The 18,374-nt window shown below is 46.5% G+C and carries 26 protein-coding genes and 1 tRNA gene; 23 read left to right on the forward strand and 4 right to left on the reverse strand.

Annotated elements, in window-relative coordinates:
* Positions 1-102: 102 nt before the first annotated feature.
* The 5 genes from rpmG (at position 103) to ACFSUB_RS02245 (ending at position 3,603) form a co-directional block, all read left to right on the forward strand.
* Positions 103-252, forward strand: coding sequence for a 50S ribosomal protein L33 (gene rpmG / locus ACFSUB_RS02225; protein ID WP_090925779.1), 150 nt, complete (start codon positions 103-105; stop codon positions 250-252).
* Positions 253-353: 101 nt separating this feature from the next.
* Positions 354-914, forward strand: a complete 561-nt coding sequence (locus ACFSUB_RS02230) for a 5-formyltetrahydrofolate cyclo-ligase (protein WP_380711555.1) — start codon at positions 354-356, stop codon at positions 912-914.
* 60 nt (positions 915-974) lie between these two features.
* Entirely contained in the window at positions 975-1,133 is a 159-nt protein-coding gene (locus ACFSUB_RS02235) for a hypothetical protein (protein WP_380711556.1), read from the forward strand.
* A gap of 166 nt (positions 1,134-1,299) precedes the next feature.
* A complete protein-coding gene (locus ACFSUB_RS02240) occupies positions 1,300-2,049 on the forward strand; it encodes an HAD family hydrolase (RefSeq protein WP_380711557.1) in 750 nt (249 codons plus the stop codon).
* 15 nt (positions 2,050-2,064) lie between these two features.
* The gene (locus ACFSUB_RS02245; RefSeq protein WP_380713153.1) at positions 2,065-3,603 is read left to right on the forward strand and encodes a rhomboid family intramembrane serine protease; all 1,539 of its coding nucleotides are present in this window, start codon (positions 2,065-2,067) and stop codon (positions 3,601-3,603) included.
* Here ACFSUB_RS02245 and ACFSUB_RS02250 read toward each other — a convergent pair.
* On the reverse strand, positions 3,600-4,388 hold the full coding sequence (locus tag ACFSUB_RS02250; RefSeq protein WP_380711558.1) for a hypothetical protein: 789 nt from the start codon (positions 4,386-4,388) through the stop codon (positions 3,600-3,602). The genes ACFSUB_RS02245 and ACFSUB_RS02250 overlap by 4 nt on opposite strands.
* 160 nt (positions 4,389-4,548) lie before the next feature.
* On the opposite strand from ACFSUB_RS02250, the gene ACFSUB_RS02255 reads away from it, so the two are divergent.
* The 7 genes from ACFSUB_RS02255 (at position 4,549) to ACFSUB_RS02285 (ending at position 11,014) form a co-directional block, all read left to right on the forward strand.
* On the forward strand, positions 4,549-6,018 hold the full coding sequence (locus ACFSUB_RS02255) for a spore germination protein (RefSeq protein WP_380711559.1): 1,470 nt from the start codon (positions 4,549-4,551) through the stop codon (positions 6,016-6,018).
* A gap of 81 nt (positions 6,019-6,099) precedes the next feature.
* Complete coding sequence (locus ACFSUB_RS02260) at positions 6,100-6,606, forward strand: hypothetical protein (protein ID WP_380711560.1); 507 nt, start codon at positions 6,100-6,102, stop codon at positions 6,604-6,606.
* A 7-nt stretch (positions 6,607-6,613) separates the two neighbouring features.
* Positions 6,614-6,817: a YqgQ family protein gene (locus tag ACFSUB_RS02265; protein WP_380711561.1), complete on the forward strand. Its 204-nt coding sequence runs from the start codon at positions 6,614-6,616 to the stop codon at positions 6,815-6,817.
* Between the two features lie 31 nt (positions 6,818-6,848).
* Positions 6,849-7,823: an ROK family glucokinase gene (locus ACFSUB_RS02270; RefSeq protein WP_380711562.1), complete on the forward strand. Its 975-nt coding sequence runs from the start codon at positions 6,849-6,851 to the stop codon at positions 7,821-7,823.
* A 51-nt stretch (positions 7,824-7,874) separates the two neighbouring features.
* Positions 7,875-9,284, forward strand: a complete 1,410-nt coding sequence (gene aspA / locus ACFSUB_RS02275) for an aspartate ammonia-lyase (RefSeq protein ID WP_380711563.1) — start codon at positions 7,875-7,877, stop codon at positions 9,282-9,284.
* Between the two features lie 54 nt (positions 9,285-9,338).
* Positions 9,339-9,962, forward strand: a complete 624-nt coding sequence (locus ACFSUB_RS02280; protein ID WP_380711564.1) for a hypothetical protein — start codon at positions 9,339-9,341, stop codon at positions 9,960-9,962.
* The gene (locus tag ACFSUB_RS02285; RefSeq protein WP_380711565.1) at positions 9,959-11,014 is read left to right on the forward strand and encodes an MTH1187 family thiamine-binding protein; all 1,056 of its coding nucleotides are present in this window, start codon (positions 9,959-9,961) and stop codon (positions 11,012-11,014) included. The genes ACFSUB_RS02280 and ACFSUB_RS02285 overlap by 4 nt, the downstream gene beginning before the upstream one ends.
* 276 nt (positions 11,015-11,290) lie before the next feature.
* On the opposite strand, the gene ACFSUB_RS02290 is transcribed toward ACFSUB_RS02285, so the two are convergent.
* Positions 11,291-11,365 (reverse strand) — tRNA-Gln (locus ACFSUB_RS02290).
* Positions 11,366-11,497: 132 nt separating this feature from the next.
* Here ACFSUB_RS02290 and comGA point away from each other — a divergent pair.
* The 10 genes from comGA (at position 11,498) to ACFSUB_RS02340 (ending at position 16,318) form a co-directional block, all read left to right on the forward strand.
* Complete coding sequence (gene comGA / locus ACFSUB_RS02295) at positions 11,498-12,535, forward strand: competence type IV pilus ATPase ComGA (protein WP_380713154.1); 1,038 nt, start codon at positions 11,498-11,500, stop codon at positions 12,533-12,535.
* Positions 12,528-13,565, forward strand: coding sequence for a competence type IV pilus assembly protein ComGB (gene comGB, locus ACFSUB_RS02300; protein WP_380711566.1), 1,038 nt, complete (start codon positions 12,528-12,530; stop codon positions 13,563-13,565). Before comGA ends, comGB begins: the two co-directional genes overlap by 8 nt.
* Before the next feature lie 139 nt (positions 13,566-13,704).
* The gene (locus tag ACFSUB_RS02305; protein ID WP_380711567.1) at positions 13,705-13,866 is read left to right on the forward strand and encodes a hypothetical protein; all 162 of its coding nucleotides are present in this window, start codon (positions 13,705-13,707) and stop codon (positions 13,864-13,866) included.
* A complete protein-coding gene (gene comGC, locus ACFSUB_RS02310; protein WP_380711568.1) occupies positions 13,863-14,177 on the forward strand; it encodes a competence type IV pilus major pilin ComGC in 315 nt (104 codons plus the stop codon). The genes ACFSUB_RS02305 and comGC overlap by 4 nt, the downstream gene beginning before the upstream one ends.
* Complete coding sequence (gene comGD / locus ACFSUB_RS02315) at positions 14,174-14,623, forward strand: competence type IV pilus minor pilin ComGD (protein WP_380711569.1); 450 nt, start codon at positions 14,174-14,176, stop codon at positions 14,621-14,623. Before comGC ends, comGD begins: the two co-directional genes overlap by 4 nt.
* Positions 14,610-14,933: a type II secretion system protein gene (locus tag ACFSUB_RS02320; RefSeq protein WP_380711570.1), complete on the forward strand. Its 324-nt coding sequence runs from the start codon at positions 14,610-14,612 to the stop codon at positions 14,931-14,933. Before comGD ends, ACFSUB_RS02320 begins: the two co-directional genes overlap by 14 nt.
* Positions 14,893-15,372 (forward strand): competence type IV pilus minor pilin ComGF, encoded by a 480-nt coding sequence (locus tag ACFSUB_RS02325; RefSeq protein WP_380711571.1) that lies wholly within the window; start codon positions 14,893-14,895, stop codon positions 15,370-15,372. Before ACFSUB_RS02320 ends, ACFSUB_RS02325 begins: the two co-directional genes overlap by 41 nt.
* Positions 15,351-15,707, forward strand: coding sequence for a competence type IV pilus minor pilin ComGG (gene comGG / locus ACFSUB_RS02330; RefSeq protein ID WP_380711572.1), 357 nt, complete (start codon positions 15,351-15,353; stop codon positions 15,705-15,707). Before ACFSUB_RS02325 ends, comGG begins: the two co-directional genes overlap by 22 nt.
* 72 nt (positions 15,708-15,779) lie before the next feature.
* The gene (locus ACFSUB_RS02335; RefSeq protein ID WP_380711573.1) at positions 15,780-15,965 is read left to right on the forward strand and encodes a hypothetical protein; all 186 of its coding nucleotides are present in this window, start codon (positions 15,780-15,782) and stop codon (positions 15,963-15,965) included.
* 113 nt (positions 15,966-16,078) lie between these two features.
* The gene (locus ACFSUB_RS02340) at positions 16,079-16,318 is read left to right on the forward strand and encodes a DUF2626 domain-containing protein (protein WP_090925799.1); all 240 of its coding nucleotides are present in this window, start codon (positions 16,079-16,081) and stop codon (positions 16,316-16,318) included.
* A 162-nt stretch (positions 16,319-16,480) separates the two neighbouring features.
* Here ACFSUB_RS02340 and ACFSUB_RS02345 read toward each other — a convergent pair whose 3' ends face one another.
* Positions 16,481-17,113, reverse strand: coding sequence for an MBL fold metallo-hydrolase (locus ACFSUB_RS02345; RefSeq protein WP_380711574.1), 633 nt, complete (start codon positions 17,111-17,113; stop codon positions 16,481-16,483).
* Positions 17,114-17,288: 175 nt separating this feature from the next.
* Here ACFSUB_RS02345 and ACFSUB_RS02350 point away from each other — a divergent pair, with 175 nt between their 5' ends.
* Complete coding sequence (locus ACFSUB_RS02350; RefSeq protein WP_380711575.1) at positions 17,289-17,459, forward strand: DUF2759 domain-containing protein; 171 nt, start codon at positions 17,289-17,291, stop codon at positions 17,457-17,459.
* A gap of 128 nt (positions 17,460-17,587) precedes the next feature.
* Here the strand turns inward: ACFSUB_RS02350 and ACFSUB_RS02355 are convergent, their stop codons facing one another.
* Positions 17,588-18,373, reverse strand: coding sequence for a YqhG family protein (locus tag ACFSUB_RS02355; protein WP_380711576.1), 786 nt, complete (start codon positions 18,371-18,373; stop codon positions 17,588-17,590).
* Position 18,374: the final 1 nt, after the last annotated feature.

Consider the following 18,374-nt stretch of genomic DNA (forward strand, 5'->3'; position numbering starts at 1 on the left):
CCTGATTCTGCTATTTTCTTCACATAGACGCTTGATACGTTTCGTATTATTTGGTAACATAAATAGGTATGAATAGAGATTAACAGTTGAGGAGGGAGAACCATGCGTGTACAAGTAACAATGGCCTGCACCGAAACAGGTGATCGTAACTACATTACGACAAAAAATAAACGAAAAAATCCGGAACGCATTGAACTGAAAAAATTCAGTCCGCGTCTAAATAAGCACACCCTGCACAGGGAAACCAAGTAAGCAGTTGGAGAGATTATCTCCTCTGCTTTTTTCTGTATAAAGGAGTGTTGCAGTATCAAAGGTCTTTGTTTTTGAAGGGAGTCACTTGTAAAGGTGGAAGAATGGTGGACCAAAAAAAAGAGATCCGGCGGCATATCAGAGACCAGTTCCAACATACAGCGCCTGCAAAACGATACCGGGAGAGAAATTACATATATCAGCAGCTTTTTCGTTCTTCTTTATGGAAGGAGTCTGCCGTCATTGCACTTACAATGTCGACGAGAAATGAAATTGACACAATGCCTGTTATTAAACAAGCCTGGCAGGAAGGTAAGCAGACGGTCGTACCGAGAGCGGATCCGGCAGAAGAATCCATGACGTTTTATCATATCTCATCATTTCAGAAAACAAGACAGGAATTCGCGGGAATATGGGAACCGGAGCCGGATCCTGAAGCCTTCGTTCCACCCTCTTCTTTTGATTTCATTATTGTCCCGGGCATGGCGTTTGATAAAGAAAAATACCGTATTGGATTCGGCGGAGGATACTATGACCGTTTTCTTCAGACCGTCGATGCACCGACTTGTGCCTTGTTGTATTCTTTCCAGTTATTTGATCGCATTCCTCACGAACCCCACGATATTCCACTCGATTTTCTCTGCACCTGGGAGGGAATATTGTAGTGCACGGACACATAAAACAGCCGCTGATGCAGAGAATAGAGAAAAAGGAGTGGCTGAATCATGACAGGAAGCACAAAACTCATTCTCGTGCTGCTGGTTGTTTTGTTACTGACCTGCATGCCGAAATCGTTCATGCGTGGACTCCGTAGAACAGCTGTCGCAGCAGTACTGCAGATTCCCTTTCTGCGACGTGCATTGCTTGGTGCCTTTTTACACTAAAAAGGGACACACAAAACATTCAGCTTATGAAGAAAACCCTCGCTGCAGTGAGGGTTTTCTGTGTATAGGACAGGATGATACAAAAGTCGTCTGTTTTTCCACAGCACATAATGGTTCGATAAGAAAACGCTGTACTGCTATAATGAAGAGGAGTGGAGGGAATATAATGTACTGGAATACGATATGTTTTGATCTGGATAACACACTCTTCAGTCACGAAGATGCGTTTGAACAAGCAGTACAACATACGTTTTATACCATGTATCAAACAAACAGAACCGGGGACCCATTTGCAGAAGTTGATGTAAAGGACTGGTTCCGGACGTTCAAATATCACTCGGATCTATTTTGGGATTATTACGAACAAAACGATTGGACGCATGATGAATACCGCCGAAAAAGGTTTGACGAAACGATGGAAGCCTTCTCCCTGCCCTGCCAAAAAGGAGATGCAGAACGATTCCATGAACAGTATGAGAAAGTAGTCGCTGATTTCTGCGTTCCTTTTGAAGGAGTATATCACTTGCTGGATCGTCTTCAAAAAGAAGGAATCCGTCTTGGGATTATAACGAATGGAAGAAAGGTAACCCAGCGGGAAAAATGGAAAAAGCTGCATCTCGATACCTATATTCCGGAACCTCACCTCATTGTCTCCGAAGAAGCGGCTGTGGAAAAGCCGAAAAGAGAAATGTTTGATTATGCTCTTCAGCAGCTTCCCGGCGAAACGGCTGGATGCGTGTTCATCGGTGATTCCTGGGAACTGGACGTAAAGGGAGCTGTTCAGGCTGGCTGGGATGCGGTATTTCTTAACACGAGAGGGGAGCAGAGAACGACAGATGATTCACCTGCTGCAGAGCATGAGTCTTTTCAGGAAACCGCTCATTACCTGCTGCGCACCCTCCGTTTGAAAGGATGAACTGTAGTGGAGCCGATGCATCGATATTGGAAACTGATTCATCATCTGGTTATAAAAGAAGATGCGAGAATTATTGAAATCAGTAGAGACAAAAAACAAATATGGCTTGAAACAGGGAAAAACAAACAAAAAGCAATCGTCCGTCTTGCCAGGATTGAACACGACTGGATGAATCAGGTCGAAAGAGATGTCAAAGAGGCGGGACAGGAGTATGAACGTATTAAACGGATGATTCTTGGACGAAACATCCCCTTTTATAGTATTTATGTAACCTCATATCCGCCTGCTGATCTGACCGGTCCTTTGAACAGTTACCTGAACACGCAGAACAGCGGCCGGTTTTATCTTCTTTGCCGGGATCCATCCGGCCGTATTGCTGAATCGGAAGAACAGGTGCTCAATGACCTTGGAGCCCGTCTATCCTGGGAGCCCGCATTAGAAGATGAGTATTCCCACGAGGAGTGGGGCAGGTATTACAGAGCCATGGTAAAAGAAAAACAGGAGAAGCTGGAGAACGAAGACCGATCTCTTCTTCTTTTTACAAAACCGAGAGCGGTCTTCTTTTTTCTTGCTGCCATCGTTTCTGTGTTTACATGGATGGAGCAGACCGGAGAAAGCACCAACCTCGTTACGCTCATTGAATTCGGTGCAAAGTATAACCCGGCACTTCTTGAGGGAGAGTGGTGGCGGATTATCACATCTATGTTTTTACACATCGGGATCTTTCATTTAGTTATGAACTCCCTGGCTCTCTTTTACATCGGTGGAGCGGTGGAGCGGATGTACGGAACGATCCGCTTTATCATTATTTACATGACGGCCGGAGTATTTGGTTCCCTTGCAAGTTTTGCGTTTAATGATCAGGTGTCAGCCGGCGCATCCGGTGCGATATTTGGCTGCTTCGGGGCGCTGTTGTATTTTGGTATGATCCACCGTGCCCTGTTCTTTCGTACGATGGGACTGAATGTCCTTTTTATTCTGGGTCTTAACCTTGTCTTTGGTTTTGTCGTTCCCGCGGTTGATAACGGAGCACACATCGGCGGTCTGGCCGGAGGTTTTCTGGCATCTGCGCTGGTACACCTCCCAAAACACAGCCGCACCTTAACCCAGCTTCCTTTTTTACTGGTTATCCCGGGACTGGCTGCAGGGCTTTTATGGTACGGTATCGTGAACGAAGACAGCCAGGGTTCTTCGATGGTTGAAGTCCAGCTGGCCCAGCAGTATCTGGAACGAGATAATGTGGAAGAAGCAAGGCAGATTTTAAACGATGCTGAAAACGGGGACAACAATGCTTATGTTCCGTTTGTTCTCGGGAACACTTACATGGCCGAAAACCAATACAGGCAGGCAGTGTCGCGTTTTCAGGAAGCTGTCTCCATCAATGAGGAGCTTGCCGAGGGCCATTATAATCTCGCTATTGCCTATTCAGAGCTTGGCCAGTGGGAAGAGGCAGAACAGTCTTTGAACAGATCCAGAGAGCTTGGTATTGAAAACCAGTCGGACGACGTGGACGTGGAAAGCATCGAAGACAGAGTACAGGCAAATCTTCCTTAGGTGCTGCTGTAATGAATATAGAGGGACAACGTTTTCCGTTTTTTATCCCAGCTCAGGAAGGGCATAACCTTTTTTCTTTGTTTCTGCTGTGATGCAGTTACGTCTACTATCGTGTGGTAAACGTCCTGCCACGCCTTTTCTGCGGTGTCTGGAGACAGCCCGCTGACAGAAGGAGTCATGTATTTTTTCCAATCGGTCAGCGGAAACAACCGGAAAGACTCCGGCAGATCGGCACTATCTTTAATGAATCGTTTCACGTGCTGTTGCTGCTGTCTGATAATGGTGTCCATCATCTTACCCGTTCTTTTTTCCTCTTTGGAGTCCGCAATGGAAAAGGAATGTAAATCCGAAATCGGGGTGTCAAGCACATACAAAGAGTTACTGCTCCAGTCATAGGTATAGACTGGGGCATTTTTCATACCGTAAAACCCGGTGAGGTCGTATCTGCCTGAATCTTCAGAAGCAGTCTGTTTAAGCACAGTAATATCACTCTCGTTTTCCGACCACGCGGCGGCGCTGTCTTTGACGTATCCATCTTCCATTAAAATAATCTGTGCCTGCTGTTTGTCAGCCGGTACTTTGGTTTCAAGTGTTCCTTTGGATTCCAGTACATATTCATCGTTATCCAGTGTGTGGTGGATGGTAATTGTTCCTGCGTTTTTACTGAAATGATGATCCGGACGTTCGTAGTGTAGTTCCTCGTGCTTTTTGAAGAGAGAGGCATGCGTTTCAGACGCACCCGGTATCAGGAAAAGAACAAGGAAAACGCAGATCCATTTTTTCATATGGGCATGCTCCTGACTATCGGAGAAAGTAAACGGCAGCCGTTCCATGCAGGAACAGCTGTTGTTTTTTAGTATCTGCAGAAATGGAAAGCTTCATTCCCTGTTTTTGTGCATGAATACCTCTTCTGTCGGAGACAATGACCGTTAAGGGGGGATAACGATGACCGATCACAGCATTCCAGTGTCCCGCAGGATCGCTGAAAACAAATCCTATTTGGCTTCGGAACTGGCAGTTGAACAAAATTTCGATATTATTGAGCTGGAACTGGAGTACAACGGCATTGAAATGGCGTTGTACATGGTGGACGGATTTGTAAAAGATCAGGCGATGACACAAATTCAGCGTGAACTGGATCATCTTCCATCATCCAGGCAGAAAAGCAGGGTTATCCAATCGTTAATTACCTCAAGAATTCCCTATGTGGAGCTGGATACAAGTAAAGATCTGAATGAAGTCGTGAATCAGGTATTATCCGGTCCTGCAGCCCTCGTCGTGGACGGCGAAGAAGAAGTTATATTAATAGACACCAGGGAATACCCGGTCCGGTCACTTGAGGAACCGCAGACCGAACAGGTTGTCCGGGGGGCTAAAGATGGTTTTGTCGAGACCATCATTTTTAATACAGCGTTAACGAGAAGACGAATACGCGACCGCAATATGCGGATGGAATACCAAAGAGTCGGAAAAAGATCGCTCACAGACGTGTGTGTCAGCTACATTGCTGATATTGCTGATGAAAAAATGGTGGACCGTATCCGAAAAGGCGTTCAGGACATATCCAGTGACGGGCTTCCGATGGCGGACAAGACAGTGGAAGAGTATCTGTTTGGTCAGTATGTCAATCCCTATCCCCTCGTACGCTACACCGAAAGGCCTGACACAGCTGCGGTACATCTGCTCGAAGGACACGTACTGATTTATGTGGACGGTTCTCCAACGGTAATGATCGTGCCGTGTACGTTTTGGCACCATCTTCAGCACGCAGAAGAATACAGGCAGAAACCAATTGTTGGTACGATGCACCGCCTCGTCCGTTATATCTCCGTTTTTGTATCCCTTTTTCTCCTGCCGCTGTGGTTCCTGTTTGCCGCAGATCTTTTAAGCCCTCCGGAATATATTGATTACCTCGGAGTGGAAAAAGAGGGAAAAGTCCCGCTTATTTCACAGTTCATCATTGCCGAAGTGGGAATTGAAATGCTGCGGATGGCAGCGATTCACACACCTTCGGCATTAGCTACGGCGCTTGGTATCATTGCAGCTATATTAATCGGACAGATTTCTATTGAAGTCGGCCTGTTTTCTTATGAAGTCGTGTTATATCTTGCTGTAGCAGCGATTGGGTCGTATGCTACACCGAGTTATGAATTAAGTCTGGCGAATCGGATCTGGCGTTTTTTGTTTCTTTTGGCTGCGGGGGTTTTTGGAGCACCCGGCTTCACGGCCGCGGTCACCGTCTGGTTTTTATTTCTCGTTACGCTGCGGCCGGCCGGTGTCCCGTACCTTTGGCCGCTGCTCCCATTTTCCGCAGCTGATTTAGGCGATATTTTTAAACGGAAACCGATCCCTTTGAAAAAAAAGAGACCATCCGTTACCGGCAAAGGGGATCCGGATAGAACGGCCGGGGGATAACAGAAGAGTCCCGGTTTTGGCGGAATGGACCGGAAAAGGTGGACATAAGATAGAGATAAAAGTTGTCCAGGGGAGGGTCCTATGTTTATTTCGCTGTTGGAATTAACTGCGGTGGGTATGGCTTTTGGTGCTGCAGCGATGTATAATCTACACCACCAGAAGCGGATAATGATGCTGATTTTTCTGTTATTTGTCTGTACATTTTATATAGGTCTGCTTACAGCAGGGTTTTCCTGGCTTCGGGCTGCTGAAGCAGCTTTTCTTTTTGACGTGCTTCGTTTTTTGACAGCTGCCTCGGCGGCTGTATGTGGATGCATGTTTTACCTGCCTTATTACGGTTTTTTTCATGCCCGCTCGGGATATTTGTGGCTGGCGCTGACGATGCTTTTTATGTATACAGGCTGGCATGCGGGGCACTGGGCTTCCTCTTTTGTGACAGGAATGCTTTTGATGTTTTTATTTGCAGCAGCCTATGTGGCCGGTAACACGGTGCAGAGTATTCTTCATTTTAAAATGAGGGGGCGGTTTTTCGTTCCGTATATTCCGTTTGCAGGTCTGCTTTTCTTTTCTTTGATTATGTTGCTATAATAGACATATGAATACGGACTTTCAAACTCTCGCAGATATTAGAAAATGGCTGATACAGTTTCGCACCGTCATATATACCAAAGACCGCCGTATGGACCTTGAACTTCTCGAAGAAGAAGTGAAAGGGGCGCACGAAGCTGGATTGATGGACAATAAGGATTATACGAACGCGCTGATGATCATTAGAAAAGAACGTAACCAACTGGACTAATGGGAGACAGGAAGGATGGGGAGTTTGGCATATGAAAGAAAAATATCTTCTCGGTATCGACGTCGGAGGAACATCAGTAAAAATCGGTCTTTTCACAGAAAGTGGACAACAGAAGGAAAAGTGGTCGATTGCAACCAATAAAGACAATAACGGAGAACATGTTCTGGAAGATATCGCCCGATCCATCTTGAGAAAATGGAAGGAACACGGGGTGACTGCAGCAGATATGAAAGGCGCCGGAATCGGAGTACCGGGTTTTGTTGATGTAAAAAAAGGGATGATTCATTTCGCAGTAAACATCGGCTGGATTGATTATCCTGTCACTTCCATCCTGTCGGATCTGCTTGAGATTCCGGTCGCTCTTGATAATGATGCGAATCTTGCAGCCGCGGGTGAATACTGGCAGGGAGCGGGAAATGATGCTGTCGATGTTCTGCTTTTAACACTTGGAACCGGAGTCGGCGGTGGTGTCATCGTAAATGGCGATATTTTGCATGGCGTGTCGGATATGGCAGGAGAGATTGGTCATGTAACAGTCATCCCTGAAAACGGTGCCCCCTGTAACTGCAAAAAGACGGGCTGCCTTGAAACCGTATCGTCCGCGACCGGCATGGTTCGTATGGCAGAAGAAGCAGCAGAAAAAAATCCGGATTCCATGTTATACATAAAGAAGCAGCAGGAACCGTTAACAGCTCAACTTCTTTTTGAATGTGCAGCTGCCGGAGATCAGACGGCAGATGCTGTTATCGATTTGTCCATGCACTACCTCGGAATGGCAGCCGGCAATGCAGCTAACGTCCTCAATCCTCAGAAGATTGTTATAGGAGGCGGCGTCTCGGCTGCCGGAGAGCAGCTTTTAACACCTCTGCGTTCTCATTACGCTGTACATGCTCTGCCAAAAGTGGCGGAGCATACAGCCTTTGCTGCCGCCGAACTGGGAAATGATGCAGGAATAATAGGTGCTGCATGGCTGGCCAAGCATAAAGCGGCAGCCGGCACTCTATGACTCTATGAAACAAAAGCGAAAAAAACATAAAGCATTGAAGGAGAAGATGGAATGACTGATTACCGCACAGAAAAGGATTTCCTTGGAGAGAAAATGGTCCCGGGCGAGGCTTATTACGGTATACAGACCATCCGCGCAAAAGAAAACTTTCCAATTACAAATTATCCGCCGCATCCCGAGCTGATTAAAGGGTTCGGTTATGTAAAAAAAGGGGCTGCCATGGCAAACAGGGATGCGGGAATGTTGAACCGCAATATTGCTGGTGCGGTTATTGAAGCATCAGAGGAAGTCATTGAAGGGAAATTTAATGACCAGTTTATTGTCGATGCTATCCAAGGGGGGGCAGGCACTTCTTTCAACATGAACGCCAACGAGGTCATCGCCAACCGTGCGATTGAAATACTCGGGGGTCAAAAAGGACATTATCTCATGGTCAGCCCGAACACTCATGTTAATATGGGTCAGTCCACCAATGATTCCTTTCCGACGGCCATACATATTGCATGTCTCCATCTGGCCAAAGGACTGACAACAGCCCTGGATCATCTTCTCCAGACCCTGAAGCAAAAAGAAACAGAATTCGATGATGTGATCAAAATGGGGCGCACCCATTTACAGGATGCGGTTCCAATCCGTCTCGGCCAGGAATTCAGCGCATACCGCCGGGTACTGGCACGGGATTTGAAGAGAATCAGGCAGTCTGTCGATCACCTTTATGAAATCAACATGGGAGCAACAGCTGTGGGAACCGGACTGAATGCCAATACAGACTATATTTCAAAAGTTCCCCAGTACTTATCGGAACTGACCGGTTTCCCGTTTTACAGCGCCGAAAATCTTGTGGACGCAACGCAGAATACAGACGCTTATACAGAATTATCCGCTGCTTTGAAAGTACATGCCATCAATTTGTCGAAAATGTCAAATGACCTCCGTCTTATGAGTTCCGGACCGCGCACCGGGCTGAACGAAATTAACCTCCCGTCCCGACAGCCCGGATCTTCGATTATGCCGGGAAAAGTAAATCCTGTCATGTGTGAAGTTATCAACCAGGTCTCCTTTCAGGTGATTGGCAATGATCACACGATAAGCCTTGCTTCAGAAGCCGGACAGCTGGAGCTGAATGTCATGGAACCGGTACTCGTATTCAATCTGCTGCAGTCCTTGTCTGTTCTTCAGAACGGGCTGAATGTCTTTCGTGAACACGGTGTCAGCGGAATCACGGCCAACATAGAGCACTGCCGCAGCCTTGTCGAGAGAAGTGTCGGCATCATAACCGCCATTAATCCGCATGTTGGGTATGAAACAGCGTCGCGTATTGCCAAAGAAGCGATTGACACCGGCAGAAGCGTCCGGGAAATCTGTTTGGAACGTGATATCTTAAATGAAGAAGAGCTGGATAAAATCCTGGATTCCAAAGAAATGACGAACCCGGGTATTGCTGGATCAGAGTTTCTGTAGCCAAGCCGGGAGCTTCAACAAATATGTTCCGGTTCAGAAGGGAAAGGGAAAAGAATGTTCAAAGGAAATAAACTCGTTGTCCTCCTGCCGATTACGTTAATGATTTTTCTCTTCATAGGCGGCGGGTTTTACATCAATCAGGCAGAAGAAGTGACAAATGAAAATCTTTCAGAAGAAGTACAGTGGGAAAGCACGCTGGAACCAGGCGGGAACGGCGCCAGCCTGACAGCCTCGTGGGAATGGGGGCATATGCCGAGTGACGGACTTCACGGAACGGACTATATCGGAATCACGTTTCTAAAAGACAATGGGGATCCTGTGAGCGGAAGCCAGGTGGAGAACGCAGAACTTCTCCTTCATCTAAATGATGGAAATGAAAGGAAATTAGAGCCCGAAGCCACGTCAGACGGAGTTCTATTTGCTGTACCTAATAAGATGGAAGAGAATCAGACAATTGGCAGCAGCGGAACGATAAACGTTCGTACGAACTCAAACCTGCAGAATAAACGGGTGGTTATCAGCTACCTTCATACATGGGAAGAACACGGTGGTCTGGAAACATCGAATACCCGCTTTTTTGATCCTTCTTTTCACGGAGATAACAGCAATTCATTCTACTGGGTGATTGAAAACTTTGTCGAACATAATTCAGATGCAGCAGAAAAGGAATCTTCATGAAAGGATTATCGTATCAAAACGGAGTTATTTTTATCGGAAGAGAACACGCCGGGTGGGCGGAATGGAACAAGGACGGACCGGCAGCAGCTGTGATTCCTTTGACCTTTTCTTCCATTACGAATATGCTGCTGCATGTTTTTCGTGCCATGCCTTTGTGGTATAGGAGTATTGGTGCCCTGCTTATGTGTTCCGTTATTGTGCCGTTTGTTTTGCAGTTCTTCATCGAAGCTGCAGTTCCGGGCCTGCCTTTCTACGGCTTATTGTACTTTCTGATGGGAACCCATTTCTTTTTTCCAAAGGAACTGCGTCAATTTCACGGAGCGGAGCATAAGATTTTCAGTTTTAAGGGGATCAAAAAAGGGCGGAATTTGTACCGCATCAGAAGATCCTTCATCACAAACCGTTACTGTTCAACAAACACAGTGGTTCTTTACTTTTTATTGACTGCGGTCGGGTTTTTGGTAACACTGCCAGGGCTTTCATGGATGACGGGACTTGCAGCTGCATCCTACACGGCCTTTCCGTTATCTATGGTACTGCACCGAATCATACAGCTTCCTTCCATGAAGAGCATCCGATATCCGGTACTGTTCCTCTCATACATGGTGCAGCGCCGTATTTCTTGCGCGGAACCGGACCGCCGTCATCTCCGGACCGCACTGGAAGCTTACAGGGCACTGGCAGAGAAGGAATTTCCGCACGTACTGGAAGAGAAAAAACCTGATCCACCAAAGGAGGTTGATCAAATGGCAATCGTAGATATCACAGTTGTCCCCGTAGGAACAGCGTCAACCAGCATCAGTGAAGATGTTGCTGCCATGCAGCAGGTGCTTGATAACCATTCGGAAAAAATTAATTCTCAACTCACGCCTATGGGAACGGTTCTGGAAGGGAAACTGGAAGATCTCTTATCCATTGTAAAAGAACTCCATGAGATTCCGTTTCAGCGTGGTGCCGCTCGTGTATCCACCAACATCCGGATTGATGACCGGCGCGACGCAGAAAATCACAATATAACGGAAAAACTGACATCGGTGGAAAATAAACAGTAAAATACTTCAGAATGCGCCGAATGAATGGGAAGCAGAAGTGTCTTCTGAATGAAGGCAGCTGCATCCCGCTCCATAGAAAGTGCAGGAACCGGACGCAGCGATTGGACCACAGCACAGGTCTGACAATATAAACGTTTTGTAAAGGAAAGATACAGCATAACAAATCCGGACGATGCCGCATTCCATATCGGAATGAAAGAACGTCGTCCGGATTTTTGTATCTATGTCTTTTTTTATATGAATCATAAGCATGGAATAGAACAAAATGTATGTAAATGGCTGGGATGGCAGGGTTCGAACCTGCGAATCACGGAATCAAAATCCGATGCCTTACCGCTTGGCTACATCCCAGTGTCAATCATTAGGATAAGCAGAACAGTGAAATACTATGCAAAAATTTTTTTGAGAAAAAGAAGGGATTTTGTAAAACATGCAGAATAATAATATTATGTTAATAAAAAGGAAGGTGACAATTTGGACAATATGGAACAGGAAAGCCGGCGTTTAATCGAGCAGGCCCTGCACCTGCATGCTACCGATATTCATCTGCAGCCGGGCAGGAAAAAAACAAGTTTATTCTTCCGGATTCACGGACGCTTACGCCCGGTCAGCAGTATGAGTATACGATATGCTGAACGATTGACCGCTCATTTCAAATTCCGGGCGGGCATGGACATAGGGGAACAAAGGCGTCCGCAGAATGGATCGCTGTTACTTAAAAACACAAGTCCCCCGGTAAATCTCCGCTTCTCCACATTGCCGGCATTCCAACGGGAAAGTCTGGCGGTCCGGCTGCTTCCGCAGCATGAATTTTTCCAACTCTCCTCTATATCTTATACCTCCCGAGTAACATCCTATTTCTCTTCTCTTTTAGAACAAAGACAAGGTATGCTGATTTTGACCGGACCAACCGGTTCGGGGAAAACGACAACGCTGTATGCATTTTTACATGAACTGGCCGGACGCGGGGCCCGAATCGTCAGTGTGGAAGATCCGGTGGAAATACAGGATGAGTCGTTTATTCAGACGGAAGTCAATGAAAAAGCCGGCTTGACGTACCGGGAACTGCTGAAGTCTTCTCTCCGCCATGATCCTGATGTTTTGATGATTGGTGAAATCCGCGATGAGCATACCGCTGCCATGGCTGTGCGGGCGGCTTTGACCGGCCATCTGGTGTTGACGACCATGCATGCAGGAACGGCACAGGGGGCCGTGCAGCGGCTGCAGGATTTAGGGTGCCTCTCCACTGATTTAAAAGAAATTCTTCTCTGCGTCACGTCCCAGGAACTTGCACCACGTTATTGTCCTCTGTGCAAAAGTCAGCCCTGCTCCATTTACTGCACCCATTACAGGCACACCTCCCGCACCGCTCTTTTTGACATATTAGCAGCAGACGAACTGCATCAATGCCTGAGCGGGCACGCGTCCTCCGTGACAATCTCCAGGAACAACCAAAGGGTCAAAGGTTACAGCCTGGGTCTGTTTCAGCCGGAATACAGAAAGGAGCCGGCTTATGTTTGAAAGGCGCGGGTGGGCGAAAGAAGCCAGATCTGATTTTTTAATGAAAACCGGCACATTACTCGAGCAGGGTTATCCTCTTGACCAGGCGCTCCAGCTTATCTCGTGGGAACAACCATACAATATAAAAGAAAAAGTACTGCAGATGAGTGAAGAACTGCGAACAGGCACCGGTTTTCATGAAGTGCTCCACCGGCACGAATTTCCCGCAGATGTGGCGGCGTACGTTTTCTTTTCGGAACAAGGAGGTTTTCTCTCCGACGGACTGAAAGGAGCAGGGGAGCTGTATCAAAAAAGAATAAAAATCCGGGGTTCGATGCAGAAACTTCTGCGCTATCCTGTTGTGTTAATGTGGATCCTTTTTATGATTGCTGTTGTTATGGTGAATTATTTGTTTCCCTCATTCCGCCTGCTTTTTCAGTCGCTGGATATGGATTTTCCGGTGCTTACCCGGATGATGCTGCAGCTGTTTCAGTACGCGCCGTATGCTGCGGCCATGCTGCTGCCACTTATGTTGACGGGTTTCATCTATTACATGCGCCGTTTCCGGCATTTTACACCTCAGCGCCAATACGCCTCTTTGTACCGCCTTCCATGGATAAGTTCCTACCTGAAACTTTTTCTTACCTATTATTTTTCTCTTCAGTTCAGCAGCATGCTGAAAGGAGGTGTTTCGATATACGAAGTCTGTCTTGTGTTTGAAAAACAGCACCATTTTCCCTTTTTCCAAATGGAAGGAAGCCGATTGAAACAAAAGCTCAAGGAAGGGAAAACATTGTATACCGCTGTGGAGGAATCCGGCTGGTACCGCGGTGACATGAAATATGTCATTCAGCACGGCCAGGTTTCCGGGAGATTGGCAGAAGATCTCGCATTTTACGGGGAACGGATGCTTGAAGTCCTTGAGGAACGGATAAATAAAACGGTAATGATACTGCAGCCGGTCCTGTTTCTGATTATAGGGATGATTATTCTGGGGATGTTCCTGTCCGTGTTTCTTCCCATGTTTCAATTAATGAGTTCCATGCAGTAATGTAAAACATTCATTAGCAGGGGCCGATTACTCCTGCTGATGATTCACCGGAGTATCGGCAGCCATCATTTTCCGTTCACAGAAGTGAAAATGTGAAAGCCGCTTACTACGGAATCATACAAAGAAAGAAGGAAAAAGAATGCTTCGTTCCCTGACCATCGTTTCTCCGCTGCCATTTGAATCAAAAATCGTCGAACTGGAGAAACGGCTGCAAGCACTTGAAAGCAATAAGGAAGAAGATATCATGACTCTGCTTCGTGTCCTGAATACCAAAACGACAGAAAGAAGGGGAAATGCATGAGAAAACATATCCGAAATGAGTCCGCTTTTACAATGATAGAGATGATGGTGGTTCTTCTCATTATAACCGTTCTTCTACTCATTGCCGTACCGAATATGGTGAAAAATAACGACGTGGCACAGTCGAAAGGATGTGATGCGACGGTCAATCTCCTGGAAGCCCAGGCAGGCGCATACAGGGTCGAACATGAAACCCCGGCATCATCGCTTGCTGATTTAAAAGAAGGAGGATACGTGGAAACCATCACATGTCCTGACCAGACGGCGCTTACGTTGAATGAGGACGGTACTGTGACGAAAGCAGAGCAGTGAAGGATGTCGTATCGGCAGAACAGGGACACACGTTCGTGGAAATGATCCTTGTACTGGCTGTCCTTTCCATAATGACAGCCGTTCCTGTTCTGCACCTCCATACGATGCATGATAAAAAACAGGTTGACTATTTTCTGGAAGTGCTTGAGGAAGATTTACGCACGGCTCAGCAGCTGGCCTATGCCGATCAGGAATGGATTTATTTTCAGGATACAAAAGAGTCTTATTACATGAGGAAAGGCTCGTATTGGGAAGCCCCTCTTCAAACGCGGGAGCTTCCTGAAGGGGTATCGTTCCAGCGCAGTACTATGACATTTGATGATATCGGCTTTAAAAGCAATGGAAACGCAAGAAAGGCCGGAACAGTGTTTATACAGACTCCGCATACAAGTTATAAACTTGTCGTCCTGGTTGGAAAAGGGAGGGTCTACATTGAACAAAGATGAAAAGGGTTTTACTTTAATGGAGGCCGTAACAGCTTTAGCGGTCCTTTCGCTGTTCTCGCTTATTTTCCTTCCGGTTTATCAACGCAGCATGGAGGAACAAAAAACGGTAAATGAAGAAAGAACGGCTCTTTATCTTTTGGAAAAAGAGGCGCTTACATCCACTTATTATCGACCGGGTGTCGAGACAGGAGACCGGGAGGGGATGTATAAATGGTCCAGGCATTCAACGCCATCCGGCACGAATCTCTGTCTGCAATGGGAGGGAACAAATGGCCGTTTTTATGAAAAATGCCTGTTCTTTCTTTCGTAATCAAAGCGGCATGACACTTATTGAAGTGCTTTTATCACTCAGTATCCTGTTCATCTGCTCGGCAGTGATTGTGCAGGTTCTGCCGTTGTGGGAAAAACGGGAGACCACCTCCAACCAGGAAATACAGATCTTTTTTCAGCAGCTCCAGGAGGATATGAATTATGCTTATGAACTGGAGACAAAAGAAAACGGCCTGATGCTTAAAGAACACCGAAATGAGCGGCAGTATAGTCTTTCCAACGGGCGGATTATCCGTAGAACAAATGGAACCGGCTACGAAATCGTCCTTCAGAATGTGAAAGGCTTCTCAGCTGAAGCTGCCCCATACGGAGCCGAGGTATCCGTTGTAGACAGGCAGGGGAGGACGTGGCAGGGGGTTATTGGGAAAAGACCGCTGACAGAAAAGGAGCATGTGTATTGGGTGAAAAGGGAACCGTAATGCCGATTCTTCTGATTATCTGTTTTCTGTTTTCGTCTTTATTATTTGTTGAAGCGGCGGTTTTTGTTAACGAGAAGCAGAGTGTGTCTAAAGAAGAACAGGTGCTTCAGCTGGAATGGCTCCTGCGGAATGGGGAACAAAAGTGGAGAAGCGAAAAAGAAAATGGGGCGGAAAACGAAAATCAGACGTATCGTTTTCCGGGTGGATATGTAAAATGGCAGGAGGTAGTGCTTTCCGATGCACGTATCCATCTGACATTCAAGGCGGTTACAGCGGACGGACACGAAAGGACGCGCTCTTATTATATTGAACCGCGCCAAAAAGAAACAGAATAAAACAGCCGCAGACCGGTTATCCTTAAAAAGAATATTCATGCATAAAGCACAAAGCAGAAAGGGAGGAAGTCTGTGACACCTAACCCATTTTTAAAGTATCTCATCATGGAAGCGGTCGAAGCATTGGAAACGAGAATCGGCAGTGGAAAAAAAGAGAAAATACGGCATGGTTTCCGGCCGGAGCGTATTGGATTCCGGTGGTTTGGACTTCTTCCGCTTTCGTTTAAAGTGGCGTGGCAGAAACGGAGAAAACCATAAGTGCCGTTCACACAAGAGCAGGAAAAACGTTTACAACGATTACATCCCTCGTATATAATATGGTTAGTTATCATCATCCGAATGTTTTAGGATTCTGACAGGGGGGGAAGAATATGGACCGCATGTACCGAATGCTTGGGTTTTGGACAGCTGTATTCGCTGTATTGTTTTTTGTAGGTGATATGTTCAATATGGCCGTGCTGTTTTTTGCTCAAACAGCTTTCTTTGTAGCACTGGGATACATGAAATTGACGGAGCGGATGTACATTTACATTTTTGGAGCCTATTTGACATTATTTTTTGTCAGCTTCACGTATTACTCAACCTTTATCATGAATCCGGGCTTTCACTAGATACAACGGAGAGGTCCGGAATGTACATACCGGTAACGAGGAGAAGCTGCCCGTGGGATAGGGCAGCTTCTTTTTGAACTATAACGGGTTGTATGAAGCGCCGTGTATTTACGGGGGGGCAGGACGCTCTGTGCTTTTCTTCTTAACGGTGCCTCCCGGTTGTTAAAAACCATTCAGGAACGGGTTGCTGTCCATTTCCGCGCCGATCGTTGTCCATGGACCGTGACCGCAGGCAACATAAGTTTCTTCCGGCAGTTCAAGCATTTTATCATGCAGGACATTCAGCAGCTGTGAATGATCTCCCCCCGGCAGATCCGTCCGGCCAATAGCCCCGGCGAACAGCACGTCGCCGGAAAAAACGGTCTGTACGGGTTCGCAATAAAAGGAAACACTGCCCGGCGAATGTCCGGGGGTTTCCATTATTTCAAAAGAAAACGGACCGGCTGTAAGAGTGCCTTCTTCTGTGATCAGATGATCCGCTTTTGAAGCAGACACCCCGCCGTTCAGAAAAAGGGAGGACCCGTTTTTCTCCGGGTCTGTCAGCCAATCCGCTTCTTTTGTATGAACGTATACCGGAATGTCATATGTGTTCCGAACTGAATCAACAGCGCCGATATGGTCAAAATGCGCGTGTGTTAAAAGCACAGCTCGCGGTTGCAGCCCGAGGGAACGGATTTTACCGTGAAGCACCTCTTCATCTCCGCCGGGGTCAAAAACAACCGCTTCTCCTTTGTCATTATACAGCAGATAGCAGTTAGTCTGAATGGGTCCTAAAGGTATGGTCTCCCAGTTCATGCTCTCATCCTCCATTTTTAATCTTTTATTTGGGGGTATTTTAACATAATTCGGTGGAAAAAAGCTTAAATTAATGGATGCATGTCTTTAGGAAAAAAGGTATAATAAAATCAACATGAATGTAGAAATGAGACTTATTCGATACCTCGGTTATCGAACAGAAGGGGGATTTTTCATGGCTTTTGGAATTACCATGCTCGTTGTTGCCATCCTCTGTGGTGTCGCAACCGTCCGTGAAATAAAAAGAAGGAACTTTTTGGGATTCGGATTCGCCGGATTGTCTCTGCTTGTATTCGGATGGTTCTCCATCATGACAATTTTTATAAGCGGAGCCCCGTCAAGCTGACTGATGGACAAAGGCTGGTATATTAAACTTTTGAAGAACAACAAAACGCTTCCGGTTATCATTTCAGATAATTGGAAGCGTTTTGTTTGTTCTGCCCATGCGGGGATTGATATCCATCTTTATAGGGACTAAAAGGAGGATTGGGACAAATAAAACAGACCGCTGTTGCTGATATCTATGTGCACCGATGGATGATACCTGCTGCGTATATCGTCTTTTTCCTTTTCATAATCCTCCCAGGTAGAGGATACAGCTTGATTGTAGGCATGAAGCAGCGCCAGCTCTTCAAGCATCTTTTTTTCCGCTTTTTCGGCCCAGTCATCAGGGTGATCATCGACAAAGCGGCGTGCTTCATTCTTAATCCGCCGGAGGCCGCTTTCCACCTGAATAAGCGAAGCCATCGGAAAGGAGTGATCTGCAATGATAGGTTCAAGACTTAGCGGCTGCAGGTTTTCCATCATATTATAAACGAGCTGCCCGTGTATGAGCTGCAATCCGTAAGACATGATTTTATCTTTGCGTTGGTGGGAAACAAAGGAGAATTTTACATTAACAACGAGCCAGGGGTAAAGGGGAGCCGGAGTCTGCTGCGTTTCGTGATGTTCATAGAGTAGACACCATATCCCTTTGCTTCGGGCGGATTCAAAAATTTGATGCAGCCTCGGCGTCCCGACGTGCAGCCATTCTCCTTTTTCCGAGCGTTCTTTTGGTTGTTCCGTGAAAAACGTGAGCGTCATCGGTTCCGGTGTTCCTCCTGTTTTTTTAACGTAATGCCAGTAAAAAGGCCGGTTCATCAACTCCCGGTCCAGCGCTTCTGTCAATTTGATCTGGATGGAGTGATTGGAGCGGTGCAGAATAGAAGCCCCGTTCGTTTCAAAATACCGGTGAATATACTGCAGCAGATCCTCCCCCAAA

Origin of the sequence: Salibacterium lacus, assembly GCF_042684865.1 — a bacterium.
Lineage (GTDB): Bacteria > Bacillota > Bacilli > Bacillales > Marinococcaceae > Salibacterium > Salibacterium lacus.